This is a genomic window from Vibrio sp. 10N.222.49.C12 (assembly GCF_041475025.1).
GTDB classification, from domain to species: Bacteria; Pseudomonadota; Gammaproteobacteria; order Enterobacterales; family Vibrionaceae; genus Vibrio; species Vibrio crassostreae_C.
Genome location: NZ_JBFRVF010000055.1, coordinates 1 through 22,299 on the forward strand (window position 1 = coordinate 1; position 22,299 = coordinate 22,299).

Below are 22,299 nucleotides of genomic sequence, written 5' to 3' on the forward strand. Positions count from 1 at the left end.
AGAATCGCTTGGTGATCACAGCCCAGACTTTTCTAAGCGCGATCATTGCTTGCCCCATTTCACGTTAAAGTATTTACTCATTCCAGAGTAAGATCGCAGTCGTTCCTTAGGATATGTAATGTGACCAGCCATAGATGCAGGCAATATCAATTTATAGGATCTCATCGTCATCCCAATCCCAGTCAATTTGGGAAATGTCACGGGAGACTTTGTGTAAATACCACCCGAGCAAAGCGACAATAGAAAGGATTAAAACTATAAAGGTTAAAAGCATATCCTACCCTTAGAGTTTGTATGAGACGTAACTACTAGGCTTACCATGGCAATTGAGTGCCATCGTAGACAAAAAATGAACCTGAATGCTTAAGTTTTAAATTGTCGATAACATTAAGCATGCCTGTAACACTCTCTTTTACTGTTACCTTGCCTTCCTTTCCACCCATATCGGTTTTTACCCAACCTGGATGAATTGCCATGGTCTTCACTCCCGCTTCGGATAATTCACAGGCTAGAGATTTAATTATTTGGTTGAGGGCCGCTTTTGATGCTCGATAGCTGTATCGTCCCCCTGAGCGGTTATCATCAATACTGGCCAGTATTGAGGTCATCCCGATTATGGTTTTATCTTGGCCGGCTAGAATATTATTGAGCAAGGCCTGCGTGATTAACATGGGTGCGATGGTATTGACCTTTAACACCTCTAGCCATCTTTGCTGATCCATATTGCCTAAGTTGTCACATCCTTCACCACTCACCCCAGCATTATGAATAAGTACATCAATAGGTTGCTCTTTAAACACCTCAGTTAAAGCGAGAATATCTGTTTCATGACTAACATCTAGAGCATAAGGGCGAATGGTTGAATACTGTTGTGCTAACAGGGTTAACTCATGCGCTGAATCAATATCGCGACAGCAAGCGATGACCTTGTAATGTCGCTGTGCATATTGCTTTGCAAGCTCTAATCCTAAGCCACGATTAGCTCCAGTAATAAAAACGGTTTTCATTGAGTGCCTCTTATCAGTTTCAATCTTGTCTAATACCAATCAATATAAGTTGCGAAAAGCTGGCCAATGCTGCTGCATTGACCAGCTCTAAGGGTAAGAGTCGTGTTTATTTCATTAATACATTTTTACCATTAACTTTCTGCACGCTTATCAAGGCGGCCACTAAAGCGGGTCAAAGCAAGCGCTATCAGTACAACTACTGCACCTACCCAAGGTGTATGCATTAAGCCTGCTTCAGCGACAACCATCCCTCCGCCCCATGAACCAAGTGCAATACCAACGTTAAAGGCGGCAATGTTTAAACCGGAAGCAACATCCACTGCATCTGGTGTATATTTTTCAGCAAGTTTCACTACATATACTTGTAAACCTGGAACATTACCGAATGCAAATGCCCCCCAAACTAAAATCGTGGCTACCGCGGCAATAGGGTTAACGGCGGTAAAATTGAACACGATAAGCACAGCTGCAAGACCAGTAAAAATAATGCTAAGGGCTTTTATTGGGCCCATTTTATCGGCCATTTTTCCGCCCCAAATATTACCAATCGCAACTGAGACTCCATAAACCAACATAATTAAACTAATTGCATTCGCACTAAAGCCAGTTTCTTGCTGCAAAATAGGAGCAAGGAAAGTGAATGCTGTAAAAGTGCCGCCATAACCCAGTGCAGTAATCGCATAAACCAGTAATAATCTAGGTTGAGTTAATACCTTAAGCTGCGATGAAAGCTTAGCTGCAGCAGGTTGTTTTAAGTTATTTGGTACTAAGAAAGCACTACCAATTAATGCGATTAAACCTAATAGCGCAACAACTAAGAAGGTTGATTGCCAGCCAAAGGTTTGACCTATGTATGTCCCAAGCGGCACGCCTGTGACTAATGCCACGGTCAATCCGGTGAACATAATCGCAATCGCGCTGGCGGCTTTTTCTTTGGGTACAAGTCCTGTGGCAATCGTAGAGCCAATAGAGAAAAACACACCATGGGCTAAACCAGTTAAAATGCGAGCAACGACAAGGGTGTTGTAACCAGGTGCTTGCCATGCAACTAAGTTACCGACAACAAACAGTGACATGACGGTAATCAATACGTGTTTACGATTCCACTTTCCTGTTAAAGCCGTTAAAACCGGGGCGCCAATGGCAACACCAAGTGCATAAAGGCTAACCAGCAAGCCTGCTGAAGGCAGTGATATATTTAGGTCGGAGGCCATGGTCGGGAGTAGCCCCACGATCACAAACTCCGTTGTTCCAATAGCAAAGGCGCTGAGCGTCAATGCAAGAAGTGCTAAAGGCATAATATTTACTCTCTGTTGTTTGAAAATGACCAGCAATAGCCGATGTATTGGTCGCTATGCCGTCGCGTTGTTAATTGATGGGGGGCATTTTGCATTAAAGATGTTTTGTGAAAAACAGAGGTTTTTACAAATGATATTTGTTATAAATGCAATAAAGCTGATGAGCGATTGGATAAAGTTGAGGGAAATAGCATGCGAACAAAATCTGATGATTTAGCCATTTTACTAGCTGTAGTCGATACCGGAGGTTTTTCAGCGGCAGCAGAGAGCCTAGATATCCAAGTCGCGCGAGTATCCAGAGCGGTCAGTAAAGTGGAGAGTCAACTTGGGGTCACTATTCTAAACCGAACCACTAGACGTATTGAATTAACCGATGAAGGACGCCAGTTCATTGACTCTGTGCGGGTGGGATTAATGCAATTACAGCAGGCGGAAGAAGATATTATTTCCCGTGGGGAATTGCCCAAAGGCCGTTTACGTGTCGACGCGGCTAGTCCGTTTGTGTTTCATCAACTGGTGCCATTGGTGCAGTCATTTAATCAAGCCTATCCCGATATTGAGCTAGAAATAACCTCCAATGAAGGCATTGTGGATTTACTAGAAAAGAAAACCGATTTAGCAATTCGGATTGGTACGTTGAGCGATTCTACGCTACATGCTCGGTCGCTGGGTCGAAGCCCCTTGTATATTGTGGCTTCACCAGAATATATCTCAAAACGCGGGCTCCCCACTAAAAGCAGCGATCTTGCTCAGCATAATCTCATTGGATTTGTCGCCCCCAAAATTTTGAATGACTGGCCTTTAAAAGGGTTTACCCAACTAGACGCTTTGATGTCATCAAGTAATGGCGAAACCATTCGACAAATTGTGTTGGCAGGAAATGGCATTGCATGTCTATCAGGGTTTATGGTGAATAAAGATATTGCCGAAGGACGTTTAATCTCGCTGTTGGAGAGCGAAAAAATCAGTCATCCACGAAGAGAACAAGTCAACGCTGTGTATTATAAGACTTCTTCTGTGGCCAAGCGGATCTCCGCTTTTATTGATTTTATTAAGCCGAAACTGGATCTGTAAATAGTTCCAAGCGAGGCCATTGCCGACCTCGCTTTTTGTCGATTTTATTGTATCGGTTGACCAGTATGCAGCTCTAAGCCACCAGAAATAGGTAGGTTGATCCCATTGCATGAGCTTGATGCATCAGAGGCCAAGAAGTACATTGCTTCAGCGACTTCCTCTGGCGTGCAGATTCTGCCTAGAGGGTTGGCCTGATTAAACGTGTCAATCACTTTTTTGGAGTTGGCAAGAAACATTGGAGTAGCGCAAGCGGCTGGACATACATTGTTTATTCTAATGTTATATTTTCCATAATCGAGTGCCATCGCTCGGACTAAATTAACAACTGCTCCTTTTGCTGCATTGTAGGCTGCCATCTGGTGATCCCCATTCAGCCCTGATACTGAAGCAGTATTTACAATAGTCCCTCCACCTTGTGCAATCATGTATGGCACAAAGTACTTACTCATCAAAAATATCGATTTCACATCAACATTAAACAATAAGTCCCAATCTGTCTCTGTTGTTTGATGTAGTTCACCACCACGCCAAACTCCAGCATTGTTGATCACACTGTCAACTCGTCCAAAGTTGTCAATTACAAACTTGGCTACCTGTGAGACCTGTGCAGCTTGAGTGATATCACACCGTTGAAAATACACCTCAGTAAAACCTTGGCGTTGAAGTTTCAAACATTGCTGTTGCCCATGCTCCTCGTTGGTGTCTATCATCAGAACGCGCCAATGCTTTTCTAGAAACAACTTACTAGCCGCTAACCCCATGCCAGAAGCTGCGCCAGTAATCACTACAGTTTTCATCTGGATCTCCTTATTGACGAACTGCAAGTTGTGCAATGGCTTCATCGGCTTCAACGGTCGCTCCTGCAACTCCGATAGCCCCAATGACATTACCTTGCTCGTTACGAAGGATCACACCACCACCAAAGGAAATAAGTCCTCCATTCGTAGCTTCAAGTGTATAAATCGCACCTCCAGGTTGTGCGTTCGCACCAAGCTCAGCACTATTGGTTTGGAAAAGCGCCGCTGTTCTGGCCTTTTTTATCGCCACATCAATCGCGCCGAGTAATGCATTATCCATGCGTTCAAAATAGACTAATAATCCAGCCTGATCAACGACACTGACACAAACGTTAAACTCTTGTTGTTTCGCTTGTTGTATAGCTATCGCGGTGATCTGTTTTGCTAAGTTGAGAGAAATCACAGGTGTCTCCTAATGATGATCGTGAATGACGGGATCAGTTTAATTAGATAAATTCTAGGAGGCATGCGAACCGTGGGAAAAGTAAATAAGATTCGATAATGTCGAATTACTTCAGAAATACTTGAGCGAAATGACGCAATTTTGCCTCAGTGAGTTCATCAGCAGCACCACTTAAACCCGCAACAGCGACAAGATCACCGTTCATATAAAGAGGAATAGCCAAACAGTGCAGCCCAGGCTCTGCTTGTTCTAAATCCAATGAAAATCCTTGTTGGGAGATCTGCTCAATTTCCATCTCTAACGATGGTGTTAACACACCTTGAATTCTTAGTACTCTTTTCAGTTGAGGGTTAAAAGAAACAAATATTTTACCAATGGCAGACTCAATTAAACTTTCTCGGCGTCCTCTTGGGCTGCGTATCGTCAAGGGATTATCTTTTTCTATTGCATCGATATAAAGGTACTCATCAGCCCCACTTTGGATTGCGAGATAAGCTGTGTTATTGGAAAGCTGCGCCATTTTCTTTAGAAGTGAGTAAAAATGGCGACGAATAAATTCGTCTCGCTGCTCTAATGGCTTAGATAACTCTCTCAGCCTTAACCCGAGTTGGTATGTTTGTTTGGTGCGTTCTACATACCCTAGTTTAACTAAAGTTGCGAGCAGTCCATGTACAGTTGTTTTCGCTAATTTGACTGATTGGGTAATATCTTGCAGAGACAGTGGCGATTCTGCGAAAGAGAGTGTTTCTAAAATCAAGAAACCGCGCTCTAACGACTGAATGTTTTTACCCTTAATATTCATATTTCTCCTTAGCAACAATGATAAGTGAATGTGCCTATAACCCGTTTTAGATAAAAATATTCGTTAATGTCCCATAACACAAGACACTGGACCATGCTTTATAGGGAGTGCGATATAAAATAATTTCTTCTTCATCGAACAATTGTTGCATTTATAACAAATATTATTTGCCTTTATTGCTATAAATGATTGGTGACTCATTTGCTAGTATGCCCCTATCAAATGAAGAGGGCTCAACTATGTCACTATCACTATTTAAACCATTCACATTGGGTGGACTCACACTCAAAAACCGCATTGTCATGCCACCGATGACGCGTTCAAGAGCCAGCCAGCCTGGTGATGTCGCAAATGACATGATGGCAACCTATTACGCTCAGCGTGCCAGTGCAGGATTGATTGTGTCTGAAGGTACGCAAATTTCAGCGACGGCAAAAGGCTATGCATGGACCCCAGGTATTTACACACCTGAGCAGATTGCTGGTTGGCGTAAAGTGACAGACGCTGTGCATGCCAAACAAGGCGCTATTTTCGCGCAGCTTTGGCATGTGGGAAGAGTCACTCACCCAGATAACATCGGTGGTAAGCAACCGATTTCTTCCTCCGCATTAAAAGCGGAAAACGTCAAAGTATTCGTTGATAATGGCAGTGATGAACCTGGTTTTGTTGACGTCGTTCAGCCTAGAGCGATGACAAAAGCCGATATTCAGCAAGTGATCGAAGATTACCGTCAAGCCGCATTGAATGCCATTGAGGCAGGCTTTGATGGCATTGAACTGCATGCCGCTAATGGTTATTTAATTAACCAATTTATTGATTCAGAGGCGAATGATCGCACTGATGAGTACGGTGGATGTCTTGAAAACCGTCTTCGTTTTCTTGATGAAGCTGTTACTGCAATGGTCGATGCCATTGGCGCTGATCGCGTTGGTGTGCGCTTGGCACCTTTAACAACCCTCAATGGTACTGTTGATGCTAACCCTATTGAGACTTATACCGCTGCCGCAGCGTTACTCAATAAACATCATATCGTGTACCTACATATTGCTGAAGTCGATTGGGATGATGCACCAGATACACCCGTCTCATTCAAACGTGCAATGCGCAATGCTTTTCAAGGCGTGCTGATCTACGCAGGTCGTTATAATGCGGAAAAAGCAAAGCAAGCTATTGATGACGGACTGGCTGATATGATCGGCTTTGGTCGACCTTTTGTGGCGAATCCCGATCTTCCTGAACGTCTACTTCACGGCTACCCATTGGCAGAGCATGATCCAAACACCTTGTTTGGTGGTGGTGAGAAAGGTCTGATTGATTATCCAACGTATAAAGCTTAAGGGGGTAAGTATGTTTAAGGTATTTAAAGGTCACGGACTTGAGACTAGAAACCGTATCGCGATGGCGCCGATGACTCGTTCACGCACGTCTCAACCTGGTGATGTACCAAACGAGATGATGGCAACCTACTACCGTCAGCGTGCCAGTGCTGGACTCATTGTATCAGAGGGCACCCCGATCTCAGCGGCTGCACGAGGTTATTCGATGACTCCGGGCATTTATACCCCAGAGCACATCGAAGGCTGGAAAAAAACCACCCAAGCTGTGCATCAAGATGGCGGGAAAATATTTACTCAACTTTGGCATGTGGGGCGACGCAGTCATTCTGATATTTCAGGTACTAAGCCGTTAGCCCCATCAGCGATTAAAATCCCAGATCAAGTATTTGGCCCACTAGCTGAAGGTGGCTTTGGGATGATTGAAACTGAAACGCCACGGGAGATGACGCTGCAAGACATTAAGAGCACGATTGCGGATTTTGTACAAGCGGGCAAAAACGCCATTGAAGCTGGTTTTGATGGCGTGGAAATTCATGCTGCGCATGGTTACTTGTTTGATACCTTTTTACGCTTAGAAAGCAACCAAAGAAGTGATCAATATGGTGGCAGCCAAGAGAATCGCATGCGCTTTTTGGTTGATACGTTGCAAGCACTTACCGACGAAATTGGTGGGGAAAGAGTTGCGGTTCGTCTGTCTCCTCATATCGGAGAGGGTTTTGCTGGGGATGATGTTGAAATTGTTCCGCTAACGTTAGCATTGCTGGAAAAACTACAACTGATGAACCTTGCGTATGTGCATTTTTCAGAAAACATATCACGCTATGTAGAGGTGCCTGAAGAGTTTCGCCAGCAAGTACGCCGAATATACTCTAATCCAATCATGGTTGCAGGAAAGTTGACCAAGCAATCTGCCCAACAGTTGCTAGATAAGCAGTATGCTGATTTCGTTGCCTTTGGTACTCCGTTTGTAACGAACCCTGATTTGGTCGCCCGATTTGCTCATGATTTACCATTGGCCGAGTTTGATGCCGATGCTAGGTTGACCTTGTATGGGGGCGGAGCCGAAGGCTACGTCGATTATCCAACTTATCAAGCCTAATACACCAGGTACCAAGGACGATAACTCTTTGGTGCCTTACCTTTTCATTAAGCGAGTGGAAGTGATATGGAACCCTATCGAATTTGGCAATATCAAACTGAGAAACACAGTCTTGTTTTAGGTAAGGCTGAAAGAGCAGCTTTAGATGACAGCGAAATCTTAGTACAAAACAAAGCGATTGGTATTAACCCTGTGGATTGGAAATTTATTAAAGCCAATCCTTTAAATTGGCCGAATGGCCATGTTCCAGGTGTTGATGGTGCAGGCGTCGTCGTACAAGTAGGTTCTAAAGTTGATCCCAGTCTAATTGGCCGTCGAGTGGCATATCATGGTTCACTAAATCGCCATGGTAGCTTCGCTAAATATACTGTTTTGAACGTTGAGCGAGTGATGACACTACCTGAGAGCCTATCTTTTGAACTTGCCGCGGCACTGCCTTGTCCGATGCTAACTGCGTGGCAAGCATTTGAAAAAATTCCATTAACCCAACAAAGAGAAGTGCTTGTCGTTGGTTTTGGCGCGGTGAATAATTTGTTATCCCAGATCCTTGTCAGAGCGGGTTATATCGTTGATGTTGTCTCCGCGAGTCTGAGCGAAGAGCGAGCCAAAAGCTTAGGTATTCGCCAAGTTTATCGGGAGCAATCTCAAATCGACATGAAATACTTCGCCATTTTTGATGCGGTGAGTGGGGAAAATGCCGCCCATTTAGTGCCGCTGTTAAGAGCGAATGGACATATTGTCTGCATTCAAGATCGTATTGCTAAACCCATTGACCCTCCATTTACGCGCACTATTTCTTACCACGAAATAGCCCTTGGAGCGTTACATAATTTTGGTGATAAAGATGATTGGCATACATTAATGCAAAATGGTGAAGCGCTGCTTGAGCGTATTGAAAATGGGAGTGTTGAAGTTAGTATTCCTGTCACTTTTAAATTCGAGCAGATGCTTGATGCGTTGAAACACAGTGAAACCACAAAACGAAAAACCGTGATTACATTGAGTTAGACTGCGCAATTTATCCTTTTGCTGGGAGTCACATAGCGCTTACTTCCTACACTTTGCTTGGATAGTTGTTCTAATTGCTGATATTGAGTAAGACTCATCTTTGCAACGTCGTTTAAAATTGTGGTCTAAATAATTTTGACCACACTCTTACTAGCAGATGCGATACTAATAGCAATCCAACCAACGAAGAATTCGTGATTGCTCAACAGTCGGTAGAACTACTGTAATTTACTTTAAAAACAGATGGTTAAAAGCGAGCTTAGTGCTCGCTTTTTTTGTGCTCATATGTTGTATAGACCATCGCTAAGTGGCCTTATAGCGAGATAGTCAAAACTCATTCTATTGATTTCGGCAAATCATTTTGTAGCTTCAAACTAGTGATGTTAGGGCTGGCTTGTGATGCCCCAAAAACGCCTAGAATTGAACTTGCAAGGTTTCAGATACAAAAAGTAATAGATGCGACGATCTAGCCCCATCGCCCTCAATGAAATTAAGACTATTGCTTGAATGTAGTGCGCCACTGAATCGGCGATACATGAAAAGCCGATTTGAAGTGCTTTCTGAATACGCTGTCAGAACCAAAACCCGCTTTCTCTGCAACTTGAGGAACAGATAACTTAGTGGTTTCTAGTAGGCGTTGGCTGAGCACCAAGCGTTTATTTTGCAACCATTCACCAAATGTACAGCCATAGGTAGCTTTAAACTGGCGTGTGAAGGTTCTTTTGCTCATCGCACAGCGCTCAGCGACTGCATCTAGTGAGTGAGGCAGATGGACGTTTTGTTCGACATGCTCAATCACAAGGCTGATGCTTGTTTCTGCGAGTGGCTTTACGCTAATCGGTGCAGGTATGTACTGTTGCTGTCCACCAGTTCGAAATGGCGCTGTCACCATCTTACGTGCGAGATCATTCGCAAGCTCACTACCACACAAACGGCGCACTATATGTAGACAACAATCGAGTGAAGCAGCTACTCCAGCAGAGGTAATGATAGTCTCATGTTCAACAAATAGAGGGTTTGGGTCAAAATCCACCTTAGGAAATTGCTGCTGAAATTGTTCGGAAAACGCCCAATGGCTTGTGGCACGTTTTCCATCGAGAACGCCAGCACATGCAAGTACATAAGACCCGAGGCAGAGTCCTACTAGTAGCTTACCTTTCCCATGATGCTCTATTAGCGCCTCTATAAGTCGCTCACTTGGCTCTGGCAGGTCATTTGGCCAGCTTGGAACAATCACAATATCCGCCTCTTTAATAGCGCTCAAATCTCTATCGATCACCACACCAAATCCAGAGCTTGTTTCAAACTGCAAGCTGTTTTCGCAACAGATCCTCAAGTCAAACCGAACCGGCTGGCCGAAAAAGATATCTTGAAACACCAGACAAGGCACAGAGAGATGAAAAGCACTGATGCCTTCAAAGGCTACCATCGTAATTTTAATTAGCTCGGTTGATTTGTTCACAAGTGTCTCGATTTGCGCGAATGTTGACTTTCAAGACAGTATCACAAGAAACTAGAAAGAAGCATACTAAATCTCATAGAGAACATGGCTTGTTAGTGATTTTAGAGAGGCATTATGAAGATCCACCACCTACGTAGCGCAACATTTATTATTGAATCTGGCGAAAAATTTATCCTTATTGATCCTATGTTGGGGAAAAAAGGCTCTATGCCTCCGTTTTCAGTCATTAAGGCTAAGGCCGCGAAAAATCCAACCGTTGAGATGCCAAGTAATGCCGATGAGCTACTAAACAAGGTTACTCATACCTTAATTACTCACAGTCAAACACTTGGTATCAAGGCATTACAACATGGAGATCACCTAGATCCGGCAGGTGAGACGTTTTTAACAAGTCGTAATATCCCAGTTGCGACACCAGCCAAAGATAAGGCTTACTTAGAAAAATATGACTTAACGGTAAATTGGGGAATTGAAGACTGGCAAACTATCGACTTTCTAGACGGAAAGCTCACCGCGGTTCCGGCTTTGCACGGCCATGGATGGATTCACAAGGTAATGGCTAATGGTGTTGGATTTTTCTTGGAGCTCCCCAATGAGCCTTCTATTTACATTAGCGGTGATACAGTTCTAACCGATGATGTAAAACGAGCGTTGACTGAGTTGAAACCTGATATCACAGTAGTCGCGGCAGGTCGTGCTCGTATGGACGTTGGTCAACCGTTATTGATGTCTATTGATGAGGTCATGGAGTTTATTCGCCTTTCCCCTAATAAGGTGGTTGCGAACCATATGGAGGCACTCAATCACTGTGCAGTGACTCGACCAATTCTTAAAGAAGCAATTGATAAAAACGGTTTGTCAGATAAAGTCCTTATTCCTGCTGATGGTGAGACCTTGGAGTTTTAGATACCTGAACTAATCCGGTGACTCCCGATTTAAGTAAATAGTCTAAATGATTTCTGTCCAAACCCGTGTTAATAGGTGCGATTATAATAGCTTGCCAACCAACGAAGAATTCGTGATTGCTCAACAGTCGGTAGAACTTCTGTAATCTGAACTGAAGTCTAAGCAAGAAAAAGACAATCAAAAGCGAGCCCAAGTGGCTCGCTTTTTGTGTCTAGTAAAGATGCGTCTGAATGTTTTAACAGGGGGATAGCCTACAAGGCGATCGTGAAACAGTTTTAGAACAGAGCTTAAATTGCGACTCATCGGGTGCTCTGGAAGCGCTAAGGTTATTTAGTCCCTGAGCGGTAGTTTGGATCTGTCCAGCATCGAGGTAACTCTTCCCCTGACATAAACATCAGTTCGGACTTTTTAAACATCTCAGGGTCTTGCTGTTCTTCGCCTGCTTGAAACCGATCTTCGATACTGTCTTGAAATAAGTTGGTTAATTTGGTCATTTCAGTTACATCAACGAGGTCACCGGTTTTTTCTCTTTTAGAAACATTTTTTTGCCCTCAATCTAATCGGTCACCCCTAATTATAATTGCTATTTGGAAAATGAGAGTCTTTTCAATTCCGGCACTTCTTGACTAAGCAGACCCCAGAGCTACGCTTATGATCATCGACAACCCAATCGATGAACAAACTTATCCTCAACAAATAAATGGAGTCGCGATGTCATCTGCCCATATTGCAAACAATCTCAGTGAACTGATTGGCGATACCGATCTTGTTAGAATCAACAGTCTTTCAGAGATATCAGGTTGTGAGATTCTTATTAAGTGCGAACACCAGAACCCGGGTGGTTCGATTAAAGATAGAGCGGCACTTCAGTTGGTTATGGATGCAATAGAAGCCGGTAAGCTTAAGCCGGGAATGACAATCGTTGAAGGTACTGCTGGTAATACGGGAATAGGACTTGCTCTGGTCGCTAAATCCCTTGGTTACAAAATGTTGGTGGTGATGCCAAAAGGGCAGGCACAAGAGAAAGAGCGCATGATCTCGCTTTATAATGCTGAACTGTTATTGGTCGACCCTTGTCCTTTTGCAAACCCTGAACATTTTTACCACACGGCTAAGCGGATTGGTGTCGAAAATGAGAGTTATTGGTGGGCAGATCAGTTTGAAAATCTCAGTAATTATCGAGCGCACTATTTAAATACTGGACCTGAGATCTGGCAGCAAACACAGGGGAATATTGATGCTCTAGTTTCAGTGGTGGGGACGGGTGGAACCATTGCCGGAAACTCACACTATCTATCTGAGCAGCAACCCAATCTCGAAACTTGGTTAGTTGACCCAAATGGGTCCGGCATTTATTCGTTTCTACGTAATGGACACTATCAATCAACGGGAAGTTCGTTCACGGAAGGCATAGGGATCATGCGAACGGTTGAAAATTTCAGGCAGGCAAAAATCAATCGTGCAATCACGCTTCCCGATCAGGATTTGGTGACGATATCCCGCCTTGTTGCGGAACATGACGGTATTCTTCTAGGAAGCAGTTCGTCGTTGAACGTAGCAGGTGCGCTATACGCTGCGGCTAGAATGGGGAAAGGGAAAACCATCGTTACATTTAGCTGTGACCTTGCTGAGCGCTCGTATTCGAAGCTGCACAACGAAACGTTTCTGAAAGAAAAAGAGATACAGCTTAATAAAGAAAACCTCTCTCAACTATGGGCTCGTTATCAAGCCGAAGATGGCAGTATGGTCGTCAACGTATAGTCGCTTTAAGTTAGTAACAGCCAGTGGTCTGCCAGCTCTTTCGTTAGCGCTGAACATCCGGTTAGAGCTAAACATCCGTTAGCACCAAATCCGGCACTATTGCTTGTTATTAGGGTAGTGAATCACATTATGAAATACGGCGTTTCCTTCACCGATATTTTTGTAGGCATGGGTCTGGTTGGCATTGAAGCGAACGGCTTGTCCTGCGCGTAACGTATGCCACTCATCATCAAACATCACGGCCATCTCTCCTGAAATGCATAAGATGTGCTCAGTGACGCCTGCGTTATGTGGGGCGGATTCATGCTGGTAATCGGGTGCTAGGGTGAGTTCGAATATTTCAAATCCTAGTGCTTCCTCAAAAGGAAACAACAAACTGACGAAAAAGCCAATGTTGTATTCCTCATGTCTTAGTTCGTTTGCGTCTCTGAATAAACTCGTCAGTTCACTGTTTGGGCTAGCAGTGATAAAGCTTGAAAGTGACACCTCGAACCCAGAAGCTATTTGCCAGAGCTTAGCGACTGTCGGGCTGGATTCTCCACGTTCAATTTGTCCTAGCATTGCTTTGCTTACGCCAGTTTCTTTCGCTGTTTTGTCTAAGCTCCAGCCTTTTTGTTGGCGAAGGCGTTTCAAATTAACACCAACTTTAATTTCTGTTTGCATATTTTCTCTAAAAGTTTTTACAAATAAGTTGTGCGTTATAGCGCACAGTGCTAGGTTTGTTCTATGGACGTTATAACGCACGCAGGAAGAGATTAACATGACTAAGCTAAAATTTTCTCACGTCAGTACCGGCTTTATCGCTGTTTTCATTGGTTATGCGAGCGCTGCGGCGATTATTTTCCAAGCGGCAATGAGTGCTGGAGCAACCGAAGAACAAGTGGCGTCATGGTTTTGGGCGTTGGGAATTGGCATGGGCGTAACCACAATACTGCTTTCGTTTCATTACAAGAAGCCTGTGGTTACAGCGTGGTCGACGCCTGGAGCGGCGTTGTTAATCACATCGCTTGAAGGGCTGACAATGAATCAGGCTGTGGCCGTGTTTTTGTTCAGTTCGATGTTGATCACGTTAGTTGGATTAGCGGGGATATTTGAGAAAGTCCTAAAACAGATCCCAACATCGATTGCCTCTGCGATGCTCGCGGGGATTCTATTGCAATTCGGTTTGGGTTTGTTCACGTCGCTAATGGAAGAGGCACAAGTCGTAGCGGTCATGCTTGCTGTATTTATTCTGGCGAAAGCGCGGTTAGGAAATTTACTGATCCCAAGCATTTTCATCATCGCACTGGTCATGTGTGTGGGTTTTGGCAAACTCGATGTTAGTCAGGTAACTATGGGATTAACGACCCCGGTGTTCATTACGCCCGATTTTGAGTTCTTTTCGTTGTTCAGTGTCGGTATCCCACTGTTTATCGTGACGATGGCTTCACAGAATTTACCGGGATTTGCGGTTCTAAAAGCGAACGGATACCAAGTCGATTCATCGAAGATCATTACTACCACTGGGGTGACAGGTTTGATCTTCGCACCATTTGGCGGTTTTGCGTATAACCTTGCAGCGATTACGGGCGCTATTTGTATGGGCCCGAATGCGGATAGTAATCCAAAGACACGTTACATGGCGGGGATCTGTATGGGCGGGTTTTACTTGTTAGCTGGCGTGATGGGTATGTCATTTGTGTCGCTGTTTAGCGCTGTGCCCTCCGAGATTGTCATTGCGGTTGCTGGCTTAGCGGTGATGCCGACCTTGATGAATTGTTTAGCTGTTTCGATGGCAGACACCCACTATCGAGAGCCTGCGCTGCTTACTTTCTTATTCACTGCTTCTGGTACTAATTTACTGGGAATCGGCAGTGCATTTTGGGGTTTGTGCATCGGGTTGTTTTGTTGCTGGTTACACAATTACAAAGCTAAGTCGCGTGGAGCAAACAAGACTTCGCAAACTTCGTCGTAATCAAACGACCCAAGATTAGGATCAGGTTCGCTGTGAATTAGAAACACCAGCAAGTTGTTTGAGTAGCAAGCCCAGTCATACTCGTGACTGGGCTTGCTTACAAAGGAATAAAGCTATTTAACTTCGTATCTCAGTAGCACTTCATTATCGAGAACGACATTTGTCGACCAGATAAAGCTTGCGCCAGCACCACTGAATTTTTCGATAAAGTTCATGTACGCTTTTTTATTGTTCACGCCAATATCGTCTTCTGAGTATACCGATGCTAGAGGCCAAGATGTTGAATCGAACTCTTGGTTCATCCAGTTGGTTGGTGTTTCCCAATGAGCGGCGTAGGCATCTTGACCGTGGTCAGTTCCTTCCGTGGTGCAGCTTTCAGAAAGACGCTTCCCGTCCACTTCACTCAAACAAGTCAGGTCATAAATCGGTGAGGTATAAAAGGTTTGTGCTTGCCAGTCTGGACCTGTCACGGTTCCGTCACTAAAGCTCGCGATAAAGCCACCATCACCAGCGTGGTATGCCTTTCCGCGGTTATCTTCGCTGCCAAGACCTAGGTTTTCTTCCCAATCAATCACTTTCACCGCAATCGTGTAAGGCTTCTTCACCTTAAATTTGACGATGTTTGAGTTAAACGGTGTGAAAGGAACGGTGTCTACCGCGATTAACTTGCCGTTGATATAAAGTTCGAAATAGTTATCGGCAAAAATATAACCTGTTATTTCCTCACCGTCTTGATCCACAACAGCTACCGGTACAGAGCTTTGATCGACTTCGGCTAGGCTGCTTGGTGTGGTGTTTGAGCACTCTTCATAAAGATCAAAGGCTTTTGGCCCTGTCGCAAAGTTGTTCTTGGCTGGAACCGTCCAAACCTTTCCTTCTGAGTCCATAATTTCCCCGACGCCCGCCACTCGGCTACGTCCGTTTGCACACTCAAAGAGATTCGATTCAACAGTGGTCGCCACACCTTGAGTAATACTCGCTGAGCCTTGGTAATCACTGATGTTGCTGACCGAAGGCGTATCTGATGATGGTGAGCAGCCTGTAGCGAGCAAAGCAACCGATGAAAGGGCAAGGGCTTGATATTTTTTGATGATCATTGATTGGGTATCCGAGAAGGGGTTATTTAAATAAGCGTGGTTCAAAATAAGCCAAGTGCAAGTAAGTTAATTGAAAACAAAGCTATTTCAAACAAATCCGAGCTAAGTAGCTAAGTAAGCCGTGATCTCATAGCTAACAGCTGGAGCGACGAAACTAAGCAAGAGCCAAAATATTTGTGAGGTGCCACGCTTGTTATCTGATAAGGCATATATTACCCGTACAAATGTAAACAAGCGTAAAGCTGAGTAAGCATGCGCAAAACAGCGCTTTTATAGGATGATCACATCAGCTTGCGCGGAGCTTGAAAAATACTTAGAACGAAGCGGTTTCAGGTTGTGATTGAGATAGTATTTTGCTACAAAACGCGCATAATCTCGCTATACAACATTTAAAGAAGAATTTACCTATGACTACCTTTCAATACTACTTTCACCAACTGCCTTGCTTCGACTGTAAAAAAACGACAGTAAGTACTGATCTTGGTTGGTTAACGCCTGCGATGAAAGACGATGCTATCGCACAAGTGACAGCAACACTTGCACAAGGCGAGGTTACTCCTGATCTTTCAGCGGACGTGGTTTGTACGAAAGATGAAGCGCGTGAGTATTTACTACTGAACTTCTTCGGTTATTCAGAAGAAGAGCTAGCAAGCGGAATCGAAGCGGATGATGAAAAAGAAGTGGCAGACGAAATCGCAGAGCTACTTGAAGAAGGTAAAGACACCATCACCTTCGAACATGAGATTGCTCTTCAGTGCTGCGCAGACTGCGATGTTGAAGACGAGTCAAACTAAGCTTTTGTATTAAGAGTATTAAACTAAGTACTCTTATTAAGGTTCATCATGCAGCTATGATGTTCTAATGATGAAAGGCGTTAGCGAATTGAAGTTCGCTAACGCCTTTTTTGTCTCTCTGCTTCTTATATAAGCGACATTAAACCTTAAGATGTTGTGCCTTCTGTAATGCCTTGTTTGCTCAGTTGCGAAAGGATCTCAGCGGTTTTCTCTCTGAATAAATCTCTCAGTAGACGCACAGTAGGGGTGATGGATTGACGACTTGGACACACTAACCACAGCTCGGTAGGTGTCGGCTTAAATTCAGGCATAACTTTAACCACTTCGCCTGAAAGCAGGTGAGGAGACATGTCTAGACAAGATTTTATTGCCACCCCTTTACCTGCGATACACCAACGTCTTACAAGGTCTGCGTCGTTCGAAGCGCGATTTCCTTTTAGTTTCACTTTATGATCTTGAGTACCATCGTTAAACACCCACTCGTCTTGCAACATGTCATGGAGTTGGTAAAGCAAACCATTGTGCTGAGCTAAGTCACTCGGGTGTTTTGGTGTGCCCATTTCAGCCAAGTATTCAGGAGCCGCACACAATATCCTCGGCACATCGCATATCTTGAAACCATACATGTTCGCATCGGTCGGAGAGCCGTAACGCAGCGCCATATCGACGGAATCTCGGTAGAAGTCGATATTGCTATCGCTGATGCTAGTGCGAAGCGTCGCCTTTGGGTATTCAAGCAAGAACTCATCTAACCAAGGTGTGATTAGGTTGCGTCCTAGATCTGATGAAAGCGCTATGCGAATTTCACCGTCAAGAATACCAAGCTCTTCGCGCATGTTGAGCTTCGCTTGCTCCAACATCTTTAAGGCTTGTTCGCATTCCGGTAAATAACGCTCGCCAGCTGAAGAGAGCCTTAGGTGGCGCGTGGTTCTTACAAATAACTCCGCACCGAGTGCCGCTTCAACACGTTTTACCGCTGCACTTGCTGTGGCAGTACGCATATCGAGGTTGGTGGCTGCAGCGGTGATACTGCGAAACTCCGCCACTTTCAAAATGACCTGTAAGTCTTCAAGAAGCATTTCGTTTCCCTGTTCTGAACCTTGAATCGGTTGTTCGGTTACCCATAAATTAGGCATTTTCAAATTGCTAATCTTAGTATTTTTCCTGCGCATATACATCTTACTATCAAAAATTATTTGAGAATTATTCAAATATTAGGCGGTTTATCTAGAGTGAGAATTGACTAAGATTAACTCGTCTAATTCAAGGAGAAAGCACAATGTCACTACCATCAAAAATGAAAGCTATCGGATTTACTCAATCACTTGCGATTACAGAACAAGACAGTTTGTTTGAGTTTGAAACGAGTCTGCCAGAACTAAAAAATAATGACTTGCTGGTAAAAGTGAGCGCGACTTCTATCAACCCTGCTGACGCAAAAATTCGTATTCGTAATGCCAAAGACAAAACTCTTGAGCAGCCAAAAGTGCTGGGCTATGACGCAGTCGGTGAAGTTGTTGGCAAAGGTGCTGACGTTGAAGGCTTCAAAGTCGGTGACCGTGTGTACTATGCGGGTGACGTAACACGCATGGGTGCTAACGCAGAATACCAAGCTGTGGACTACCGTATTACCGCTAAAGCGCCGAAGAGCCTTTCTGATGAAGCTGCAGCCGTTATGCCACTAGCAACGCTTACGGCTTGGGAAGCATTGTTTGACCGCTTGCGTGTTCGTCCTGAAGAGAAAAAGTCTATCCTGATCATTGGTGGAGCAGGCGGTGTTGGTTCAATTACGATTCAACTGGCTAAGCAACTGACCAACCTAAATGTTATCGCAACAGCTTCAAGACCTGAAACGGAGCAGTGGGTAAGAGATATGGGAGCGGACTATGTGGTGAACCACCGTAACCTTGTTGAGTCTGTGCGAGAGCAAGGCATTCAACATGTTGACTACATTTTCAATGTTGCTGATACAAAAGGGCACTGGGATGCGATGGTTGAGTTGATCGCACCGCAAGGCATGATCAGTTCGATTGTTGAATTTGATGGTGGCATTGACTTATCAGCGCTGCAAGGAAAATCAGCAGGCTTTGTTTGGGAGCTGATGTTCACGCGTTCATTGTTTAACACCGAAGATATCCAGAAGCAGCAAGACATCCTATTCCAAGCCGCGAATCTGATTGATTCGGGCCGTATTAAAACGACTCTAACCACGACCCTAAATGGCTTTAGTGTGGATACAATCAAAGATGCACACCAACGCATTGAGAGCAGTGCCTCGATTGGTAAAACTGCCATCAAATACTAATTGCTGATGTTTTAATCCGTCGTTGTTTTGAGTCGTTGACGGTTTAAATAGAAGAAGCCCCTGATATCTGATTGCTAGTCAAAAGGTATCAGGGGCTTTTGTTTGTTTTCAGTTTAGTCAGTTTAGTCAGCTTCTGGTGATGTGATAGGTTGCGATGTTTTGAAGTGAAGCTGTATTAGGTCTAGCTCAAAAGGCGATGGCTGTTTGTCTGCAATCAAAAAGCCGATTTGTTTGATGTCTCGTGCCTTAAGTTCCGGTGCATCGCTCAGTAGCCTACCTCTGAATACCGCTTGAAAATCATTGAAGTGGAACACCTTGTTAAGTTGCTGTCCCTTAAAGGTATCAAAATCGTGTTTGTATTGAACTCGATTGCCGTCCTTCAATGTTGTAAACCTCAGTTGGTAGGTGCGACCATCACCAAAGAATAATAGCTCTGCACTATCTATTTCATGGGCAGGTGATTCAATGGAGCGCTTTACAGAACTGAAACCACCATTGTTTTCTAACGATAGCTCGCCCCTAAATCGACTCATATCATCAAGATAAATGAGCCCGCCCGTTGAGATGCCACCCATTACATCGTCGTTGGTCGCTGTCCAATTCTTGTGTTCGTTCGGTTGTATAAAATCAATCATACCTATGCCTGCTACAGATACTTGAGACCATAAAAAGGAGAGGCTGAGTACTAGCCAAAAAGGGTGTCTTCGCTTAAGTAATGAAGCCGTTTCGTTCATGATTGTCTCCGTTACCCGTTAGTCTGTTCGCGTTTTATGGAGAAGGTTCAGTGGCAAGCATACCCATACAATGCTCAATAAATTCAGAGTAATTTGAAGCGTTGTCGTACTCAATTTTTAGCGAACCGTGAAACATCAGCGTCACCGTGACGTCTTTATAGCTTAGCCAACAGGTGTAACCGTCGTAATCATGCCAAGCCGTCATTTCGCCCACTAGATATTTGTTGTCCCGTTGCTCACCGGAAGAGCGAATAAACTCAAATACTCTGAGAAATTCAATAATGGTGATTCTGTTGTCCATGTGTTACTCCCGCTGCGTTATCTTTGAGAATAGGCTGATCTTTGGTGTTTAGATTGCCTACGTCTTTCTTTCATATCCTTACGGCTTACCTCTGTGCCCCGATCACTGAAAGGGTCTTACCTTCTCGATAAACCGCTGTTTTCTAATATTTCATCATCATTCCATACATCTGTTCAATCCAGAGCGAAGCGTGCGTAACAAACTCGAATAACAACGTTAACCCTCAAGATAAAGACGAGCTTAATTTGCGTTTATGGTGGTTAATTAAAATTAGAGTCGATAGGATAAATAGCATCGGAGCCTTGTTATTGGCTGAAATGGAATCTACAGAAAGTGCGTGTCAACATGATAGAAAAACTGAAAAAGGAATGGTTTCTTGTAGGGATGGTGGTGGCTATGGTCGTTTCTGTTTTTACGCCGGATTGGGGCAAATCGGGTGGGGTACTTCATCTCGATACGGTGACTGTTCTCGGCATCGCTTTGGTGTTTTTCTTACACGGTTTGGGTTTGTCTCCCAAAGCCATTCTTGAGGGGCTTTCGAATTGGAAGCTGCATGTTTTTGTACAAAGCGCGACATTCTTAGTTTACCCACTGCTTTGGGTGATATTCGGGCAAGGCTTTGTCGCTTATATGCCAGCAGCTCTGGCCTTTGGTTTCTGTTACCTCTTCGTATTACCGAGTACGATTTCGTCTTCGGTCGCGATGACGGTGATTGGAAAAGGAAACCTACCGGGTGCGATATTCAATGCATCACTTTCTAGTATTTTAGGCGTGTTCATTACGCCTCTACTGATCCAGCTCTTTATGGGGTTGGAAGGTGCAGAGCTAAACCTGATGGAATCGGTGATCTCTATATCTAAAATGCTGCTATTGCCAATGATTGTCGGCCAGTTGATGCGCCCGTTACTTTTTGAATGGACTCAGAAACACAAGTCAGTGGTCAATAAGTTAGATAAATACGTGATACTTCTGATCGTCTACAGTGCTTTCTGTGACTCTATTGAACACGGTATTTGGAGCGACTTTTCACCAATGCTGTTGTTGCTGTCAGCGGTGATTTGTTTAGTGGTATTGATGGTGATGGTACACGGCATTCAATGGAGTGCCCGAAAGGTTGGATTCAATCATCAAGATGAAGTCGCGGCAGTATTCTGTGGTACTAAGAAGACCTTAGCGGCAGGTATTCCTATGGCTAAGGTGATCTTTGCTCACAACCCTAATCTAGGGATGATATTACTACCAATCATGCTTTATCACCCGATTCAGATCTTTTACTGTGCAGTGCTAGCCAACCGTTACGCCAAGGTTGATACACAATCTAGTTAAACTTGTTTGTTGTTACAAGTACAACAGAAAAACGCCTTTCACTTCGCTGTGAAAGGCGTTTGTATTTGAATCTACTTCACTTTAATTAGAGTGCTTGAATCTGTATGAGCAAATGCGTTGTCGTAGATCTCTAAGCCTGTTGTTTGAGAGTACGTCAGCGTATCGTCTGAAATGCTAATGTTCATCGTGAAGCCCGTGGTGGTTGCGTTGTCCGTCATGTATTCGGACTCAGCGATGCCACGCTTAGACGCAACTAACGTCATTGTATCGCCAGCAGGGCCTTCTGCGGTGACACATGTGGTGCGTGGTACGCAGTAAGAGTTGTAGACGACCTGATTTTTTTGGTCGTAGATGAAGTAGCCACGTTGATCGTGGAACTTAGAGTCGTCGGCCTTTCTGAATACTTCTTGTTTGTAGTACAGAGCAACCAGATATTGATCGCTGGCATTGGTTGCATCTGCCGCAACCTCAAACGTCATTACTTCATAGAATGGTGTAACCGCGGGACCACCTGCACCCACTTCTGTGCCTTCTTGGCCTGGAGAAATATCAACGCCGCCAGTTTCGACTGATTTCCATGTGCCGACTAACTTTGCGAGTGGACCAAAATCCATACCATTGATTGTGTTGTGGTCGGCTACTGCTGGAGCCGAGATTACCGCTGCGATACCAAGTGCTAATAATTTTTTCACTTTAACTTCCTTTTTTGTAATTATCTGACCACATTAAAAGTAAGGTTATTGTGAAGCCAATTTATTAACCCAGATCAGTGTTCTTGGTTAATATGAAAGCGATTTGTAACTTGATGTATCAGTCAATAAGAGAATATTAATG

At 44.1% G+C, this 22,299-nt stretch carries 23 protein-coding genes; 10 read left to right on the forward strand and 13 right to left on the reverse strand.

Going from position 1 to position 22,299, the window contains the following annotated elements; translation table 11 throughout:
* Window positions 1–314 precede the first annotated feature (314 nt).
* Both AB4583_RS16015 and AB4583_RS16020 read right to left on the reverse strand, forming a co-directional pair.
* Window positions 315–1,007: an SDR family oxidoreductase gene (locus AB4583_RS16015; protein ID WP_017068416.1), complete on the reverse strand. Its 693-nt coding sequence runs from the start codon at window positions 1,005–1,007 to the stop codon at window positions 315–317.
* A gap of 131 nt (window positions 1,008–1,138) precedes the next feature.
* Complete coding sequence (locus AB4583_RS16020) at window positions 1,139–2,305, reverse strand: MFS transporter (RefSeq protein ID WP_372051019.1); 1,167 nt, start codon at window positions 2,303–2,305, stop codon at window positions 1,139–1,141.
* Window positions 2,306–2,497: 192 nt separating this feature from the next.
* On the opposite strand from AB4583_RS16020, the gene AB4583_RS16025 reads away from it, so the two are divergent.
* A complete protein-coding gene (locus AB4583_RS16025; RefSeq protein WP_017068418.1) occupies window positions 2,498–3,379 on the forward strand; it encodes a LysR substrate-binding domain-containing protein in 882 nt (293 codons plus the stop codon).
* A 44-nt stretch (window positions 3,380–3,423) separates the two neighbouring features.
* On the opposite strand, the gene AB4583_RS16030 is transcribed toward AB4583_RS16025, so the two are convergent.
* The 3 genes from AB4583_RS16030 to AB4583_RS16040 all read right to left on the reverse strand — a co-directional run bounded on the left by AB4583_RS16030 (window position 3,424) and on the right by AB4583_RS16040 (window position 5,381).
* Window positions 3,424–4,176, reverse strand: a complete 753-nt coding sequence (locus AB4583_RS16030; RefSeq protein WP_017068419.1) for an SDR family NAD(P)-dependent oxidoreductase — start codon at window positions 4,174–4,176, stop codon at window positions 3,424–3,426.
* A 10-nt stretch (window positions 4,177–4,186) separates the two neighbouring features.
* Window positions 4,187–4,579, reverse strand: coding sequence for a heme-binding protein (locus AB4583_RS16035; RefSeq protein ID WP_017068420.1), 393 nt, complete (start codon window positions 4,577–4,579; stop codon window positions 4,187–4,189).
* A 106-nt stretch (window positions 4,580–4,685) separates the two neighbouring features.
* Complete coding sequence (locus AB4583_RS16040) at window positions 4,686–5,381, reverse strand: IclR family transcriptional regulator (protein ID WP_372118274.1); 696 nt, start codon at window positions 5,379–5,381, stop codon at window positions 4,686–4,688.
* A 239-nt stretch (window positions 5,382–5,620) separates the two neighbouring features.
* Here AB4583_RS16040 and AB4583_RS16045 point away from each other — a divergent pair, with 239 nt between their 5' ends.
* The 3 genes from AB4583_RS16045 to AB4583_RS16055 all read left to right on the forward strand — a co-directional run bounded on the left by AB4583_RS16045 (window position 5,621) and on the right by AB4583_RS16055 (window position 8,825).
* Entirely contained in the window at window positions 5,621–6,718 is a 1,098-nt protein-coding gene (locus tag AB4583_RS16045; protein WP_372118277.1) for an alkene reductase, read from the forward strand.
* Between the two features lie 10 nt (window positions 6,719–6,728).
* The gene (locus tag AB4583_RS16050; protein ID WP_017062693.1) at window positions 6,729–7,817 is read left to right on the forward strand and encodes an alkene reductase; all 1,089 of its coding nucleotides are present in this window, start codon (window positions 6,729–6,731) and stop codon (window positions 7,815–7,817) included.
* A 66-nt stretch (window positions 7,818–7,883) separates the two neighbouring features.
* Window positions 7,884–8,825 (forward strand): zinc-binding dehydrogenase, encoded by a 942-nt coding sequence (locus AB4583_RS16055; protein ID WP_017062694.1) that lies wholly within the window; start codon window positions 7,884–7,886, stop codon window positions 8,823–8,825.
* 496 nt (window positions 8,826–9,321) lie between these two features.
* Here AB4583_RS16055 and AB4583_RS16060 read toward each other — a convergent pair whose 3' ends face one another.
* Window positions 9,322–10,287: a GlxA family transcriptional regulator gene (locus tag AB4583_RS16060; RefSeq protein WP_372118280.1), complete on the reverse strand. Its 966-nt coding sequence runs from the start codon at window positions 10,285–10,287 to the stop codon at window positions 9,322–9,324.
* Window positions 10,288–10,401: 114 nt separating this feature from the next.
* Between AB4583_RS16060 and AB4583_RS16065 the strand changes: the two genes are divergently transcribed.
* Entirely contained in the window at window positions 10,402–11,193 is a 792-nt protein-coding gene (locus AB4583_RS16065; protein WP_017068423.1) for an MBL fold metallo-hydrolase, read from the forward strand.
* Between the two features lie 326 nt (window positions 11,194–11,519).
* Here the strand turns inward: AB4583_RS16065 and AB4583_RS16070 are convergent, their stop codons facing one another.
* Window positions 11,520–11,687: an acetyltransferase gene (locus AB4583_RS16070; protein WP_372118283.1), complete on the reverse strand. Its 168-nt coding sequence runs from the start codon at window positions 11,685–11,687 to the stop codon at window positions 11,520–11,522.
* A 217-nt stretch (window positions 11,688–11,904) separates the two neighbouring features.
* Between AB4583_RS16070 and AB4583_RS16075 the strand changes: the two genes are divergently transcribed.
* Entirely contained in the window at window positions 11,905–12,954 is a 1,050-nt protein-coding gene (locus tag AB4583_RS16075; protein ID WP_102320367.1) for a cysteine synthase A, read from the forward strand.
* Window positions 12,955–13,050: 96 nt separating this feature from the next.
* Here the strand turns inward: AB4583_RS16075 and AB4583_RS16080 are convergent, their stop codons facing one another.
* Window positions 13,051–13,617, reverse strand: a complete 567-nt coding sequence (locus tag AB4583_RS16080) for a helix-turn-helix domain-containing protein (RefSeq protein ID WP_102428006.1) — start codon at window positions 13,615–13,617, stop codon at window positions 13,051–13,053.
* 97 nt (window positions 13,618–13,714) lie between these two features.
* Between AB4583_RS16080 and AB4583_RS16085 the strand changes: the two genes are divergently transcribed.
* Entirely contained in the window at window positions 13,715–14,908 is a 1,194-nt protein-coding gene (locus AB4583_RS16085; protein ID WP_372118287.1) for a benzoate/H(+) symporter BenE family transporter, read from the forward strand.
* 113 nt (window positions 14,909–15,021) lie between these two features.
* Here the strand turns inward: AB4583_RS16085 and AB4583_RS16090 are convergent, their stop codons facing one another.
* Complete coding sequence (locus tag AB4583_RS16090; RefSeq protein WP_102333937.1) at window positions 15,022–16,005, reverse strand: hypothetical protein; 984 nt, start codon at window positions 16,003–16,005, stop codon at window positions 15,022–15,024.
* Window positions 16,006–16,412: 407 nt separating this feature from the next.
* On the opposite strand from AB4583_RS16090, the gene AB4583_RS16095 reads away from it, so the two are divergent.
* On the forward strand, window positions 16,413–16,799 hold the full coding sequence (locus tag AB4583_RS16095) for a hypothetical protein (RefSeq protein WP_102394466.1): 387 nt from the start codon (window positions 16,413–16,415) through the stop codon (window positions 16,797–16,799).
* Window positions 16,800–16,945: 146 nt separating this feature from the next.
* On the opposite strand, the gene AB4583_RS16100 is transcribed toward AB4583_RS16095, so the two are convergent.
* Window positions 16,946–17,878 (reverse strand): LysR family transcriptional regulator, encoded by a 933-nt coding sequence (locus tag AB4583_RS16100; protein ID WP_137002266.1) that lies wholly within the window; start codon window positions 17,876–17,878, stop codon window positions 16,946–16,948.
* 200 nt (window positions 17,879–18,078) lie between these two features.
* Between AB4583_RS16100 and AB4583_RS16105 the strand changes: the two genes are divergently transcribed.
* Window positions 18,079–19,104, forward strand: coding sequence for a zinc-binding alcohol dehydrogenase family protein (locus AB4583_RS16105; RefSeq protein ID WP_102394463.1), 1,026 nt, complete (start codon window positions 18,079–18,081; stop codon window positions 19,102–19,104).
* 122 nt (window positions 19,105–19,226) lie between these two features.
* Here AB4583_RS16105 and AB4583_RS16110 read toward each other — a convergent pair whose 3' ends face one another.
* On the reverse strand, window positions 19,227–19,838 hold the full coding sequence (locus AB4583_RS16110) for a CIA30 family protein (protein WP_017068431.1): 612 nt from the start codon (window positions 19,836–19,838) through the stop codon (window positions 19,227–19,229).
* A gap of 34 nt (window positions 19,839–19,872) precedes the next feature.
* Window positions 19,873–20,139: a DUF3081 domain-containing protein gene (locus AB4583_RS16115; RefSeq protein ID WP_017068432.1), complete on the reverse strand. Its 267-nt coding sequence runs from the start codon at window positions 20,137–20,139 to the stop codon at window positions 19,873–19,875.
* A gap of 345 nt (window positions 20,140–20,484) precedes the next feature.
* Between AB4583_RS16115 and AB4583_RS16120 the strand changes: the two genes are divergently transcribed.
* The gene (locus tag AB4583_RS16120; RefSeq protein ID WP_032546192.1) at window positions 20,485–21,465 is read left to right on the forward strand and encodes a bile acid:sodium symporter family protein; all 981 of its coding nucleotides are present in this window, start codon (window positions 20,485–20,487) and stop codon (window positions 21,463–21,465) included.
* A gap of 71 nt (window positions 21,466–21,536) precedes the next feature.
* Here AB4583_RS16120 and AB4583_RS16125 read toward each other — a convergent pair whose 3' ends face one another.
* Window positions 21,537–22,157, reverse strand: coding sequence for a heme-binding beta-barrel domain-containing protein (locus AB4583_RS16125; RefSeq protein ID WP_017062436.1), 621 nt, complete (start codon window positions 22,155–22,157; stop codon window positions 21,537–21,539).
* Window positions 22,158–22,299: the final 142 nt, after the last annotated feature.

Coding starts and splice junctions, on each gene's coding strand:
- AB4583_RS16015 (WP_017068416.1), bottom strand. CDS start 1,007: ATGAAAACCGTTTTTATTACTGGAGCTAATCGTGGCTTAGGATTAGAG.
- AB4583_RS16020 (WP_372051019.1), bottom strand. CDS start 2,305: ATGCCTTTAGCACTTCTTGCATTGACGCTCAGCGCCTTTGCTATTGGA.
- AB4583_RS16025 (WP_017068418.1), top strand. CDS start 2,498: ATGCGAACAAAATCTGATGATTTAGCCATTTTACTAGCTGTAGTCGAT.
- AB4583_RS16030 (WP_017068419.1), bottom strand. CDS start 4,176: ATGAAAACTGTAGTGATTACTGGCGCAGCTTCTGGCATGGGGTTAGCG.
- AB4583_RS16040 (WP_372118274.1), bottom strand. CDS start 5,381: ATGAATATTAAGGGTAAAAACATTCAGTCGTTAGAGCGCGGTTTCTTG.
- AB4583_RS16045 (WP_372118277.1), top strand. CDS start 5,621: ATGTCACTATCACTATTTAAACCATTCACATTGGGTGGACTCACACTC.
- AB4583_RS16050 (WP_017062693.1), top strand. CDS start 6,729: ATGTTTAAGGTATTTAAAGGTCACGGACTTGAGACTAGAAACCGTATC.
- AB4583_RS16055 (WP_017062694.1), top strand. CDS start 7,884: ATGGAACCCTATCGAATTTGGCAATATCAAACTGAGAAACACAGTCTT.
- AB4583_RS16065 (WP_017068423.1), top strand. CDS start 10,402: ATGAAGATCCACCACCTACGTAGCGCAACATTTATTATTGAATCTGGC.
- AB4583_RS16070 (WP_372118283.1), bottom strand. CDS start 11,687: ATGACCAAATTAACCAACTTATTTCAAGACAGTATCGAAGATCGGTTT.
- AB4583_RS16075 (WP_102320367.1), top strand. CDS start 11,905: ATGTCATCTGCCCATATTGCAAACAATCTCAGTGAACTGATTGGCGAT.
- AB4583_RS16080 (WP_102428006.1), bottom strand. CDS start 13,617: ATGCAAACAGAAATTAAAGTTGGTGTTAATTTGAAACGCCTTCGCCAA.
- AB4583_RS16085 (WP_372118287.1), top strand. CDS start 13,715: ATGACTAAGCTAAAATTTTCTCACGTCAGTACCGGCTTTATCGCTGTT.
- AB4583_RS16090 (WP_102333937.1), bottom strand. CDS start 16,005: ATGATCATCAAAAAATATCAAGCCCTTGCCCTTTCATCGGTTGCTTTG.
- AB4583_RS16095 (WP_102394466.1), top strand. CDS start 16,413: ATGACTACCTTTCAATACTACTTTCACCAACTGCCTTGCTTCGACTGT.
- AB4583_RS16100 (WP_137002266.1), bottom strand. CDS start 17,878: ATGCTTCTTGAAGACTTACAGGTCATTTTGAAAGTGGCGGAGTTTCGC.
- AB4583_RS16105 (WP_102394463.1), top strand. CDS start 18,079: ATGTCACTACCATCAAAAATGAAAGCTATCGGATTTACTCAATCACTT.
- AB4583_RS16110 (WP_017068431.1), bottom strand. CDS start 19,838: ATGAACGAAACGGCTTCATTACTTAAGCGAAGACACCCTTTTTGGCTA.
- AB4583_RS16115 (WP_017068432.1), bottom strand. CDS start 20,139: ATGGACAACAGAATCACCATTATTGAATTTCTCAGAGTATTTGAGTTT.
- AB4583_RS16120 (WP_032546192.1), top strand. CDS start 20,485: ATGATAGAAAAACTGAAAAAGGAATGGTTTCTTGTAGGGATGGTGGTG.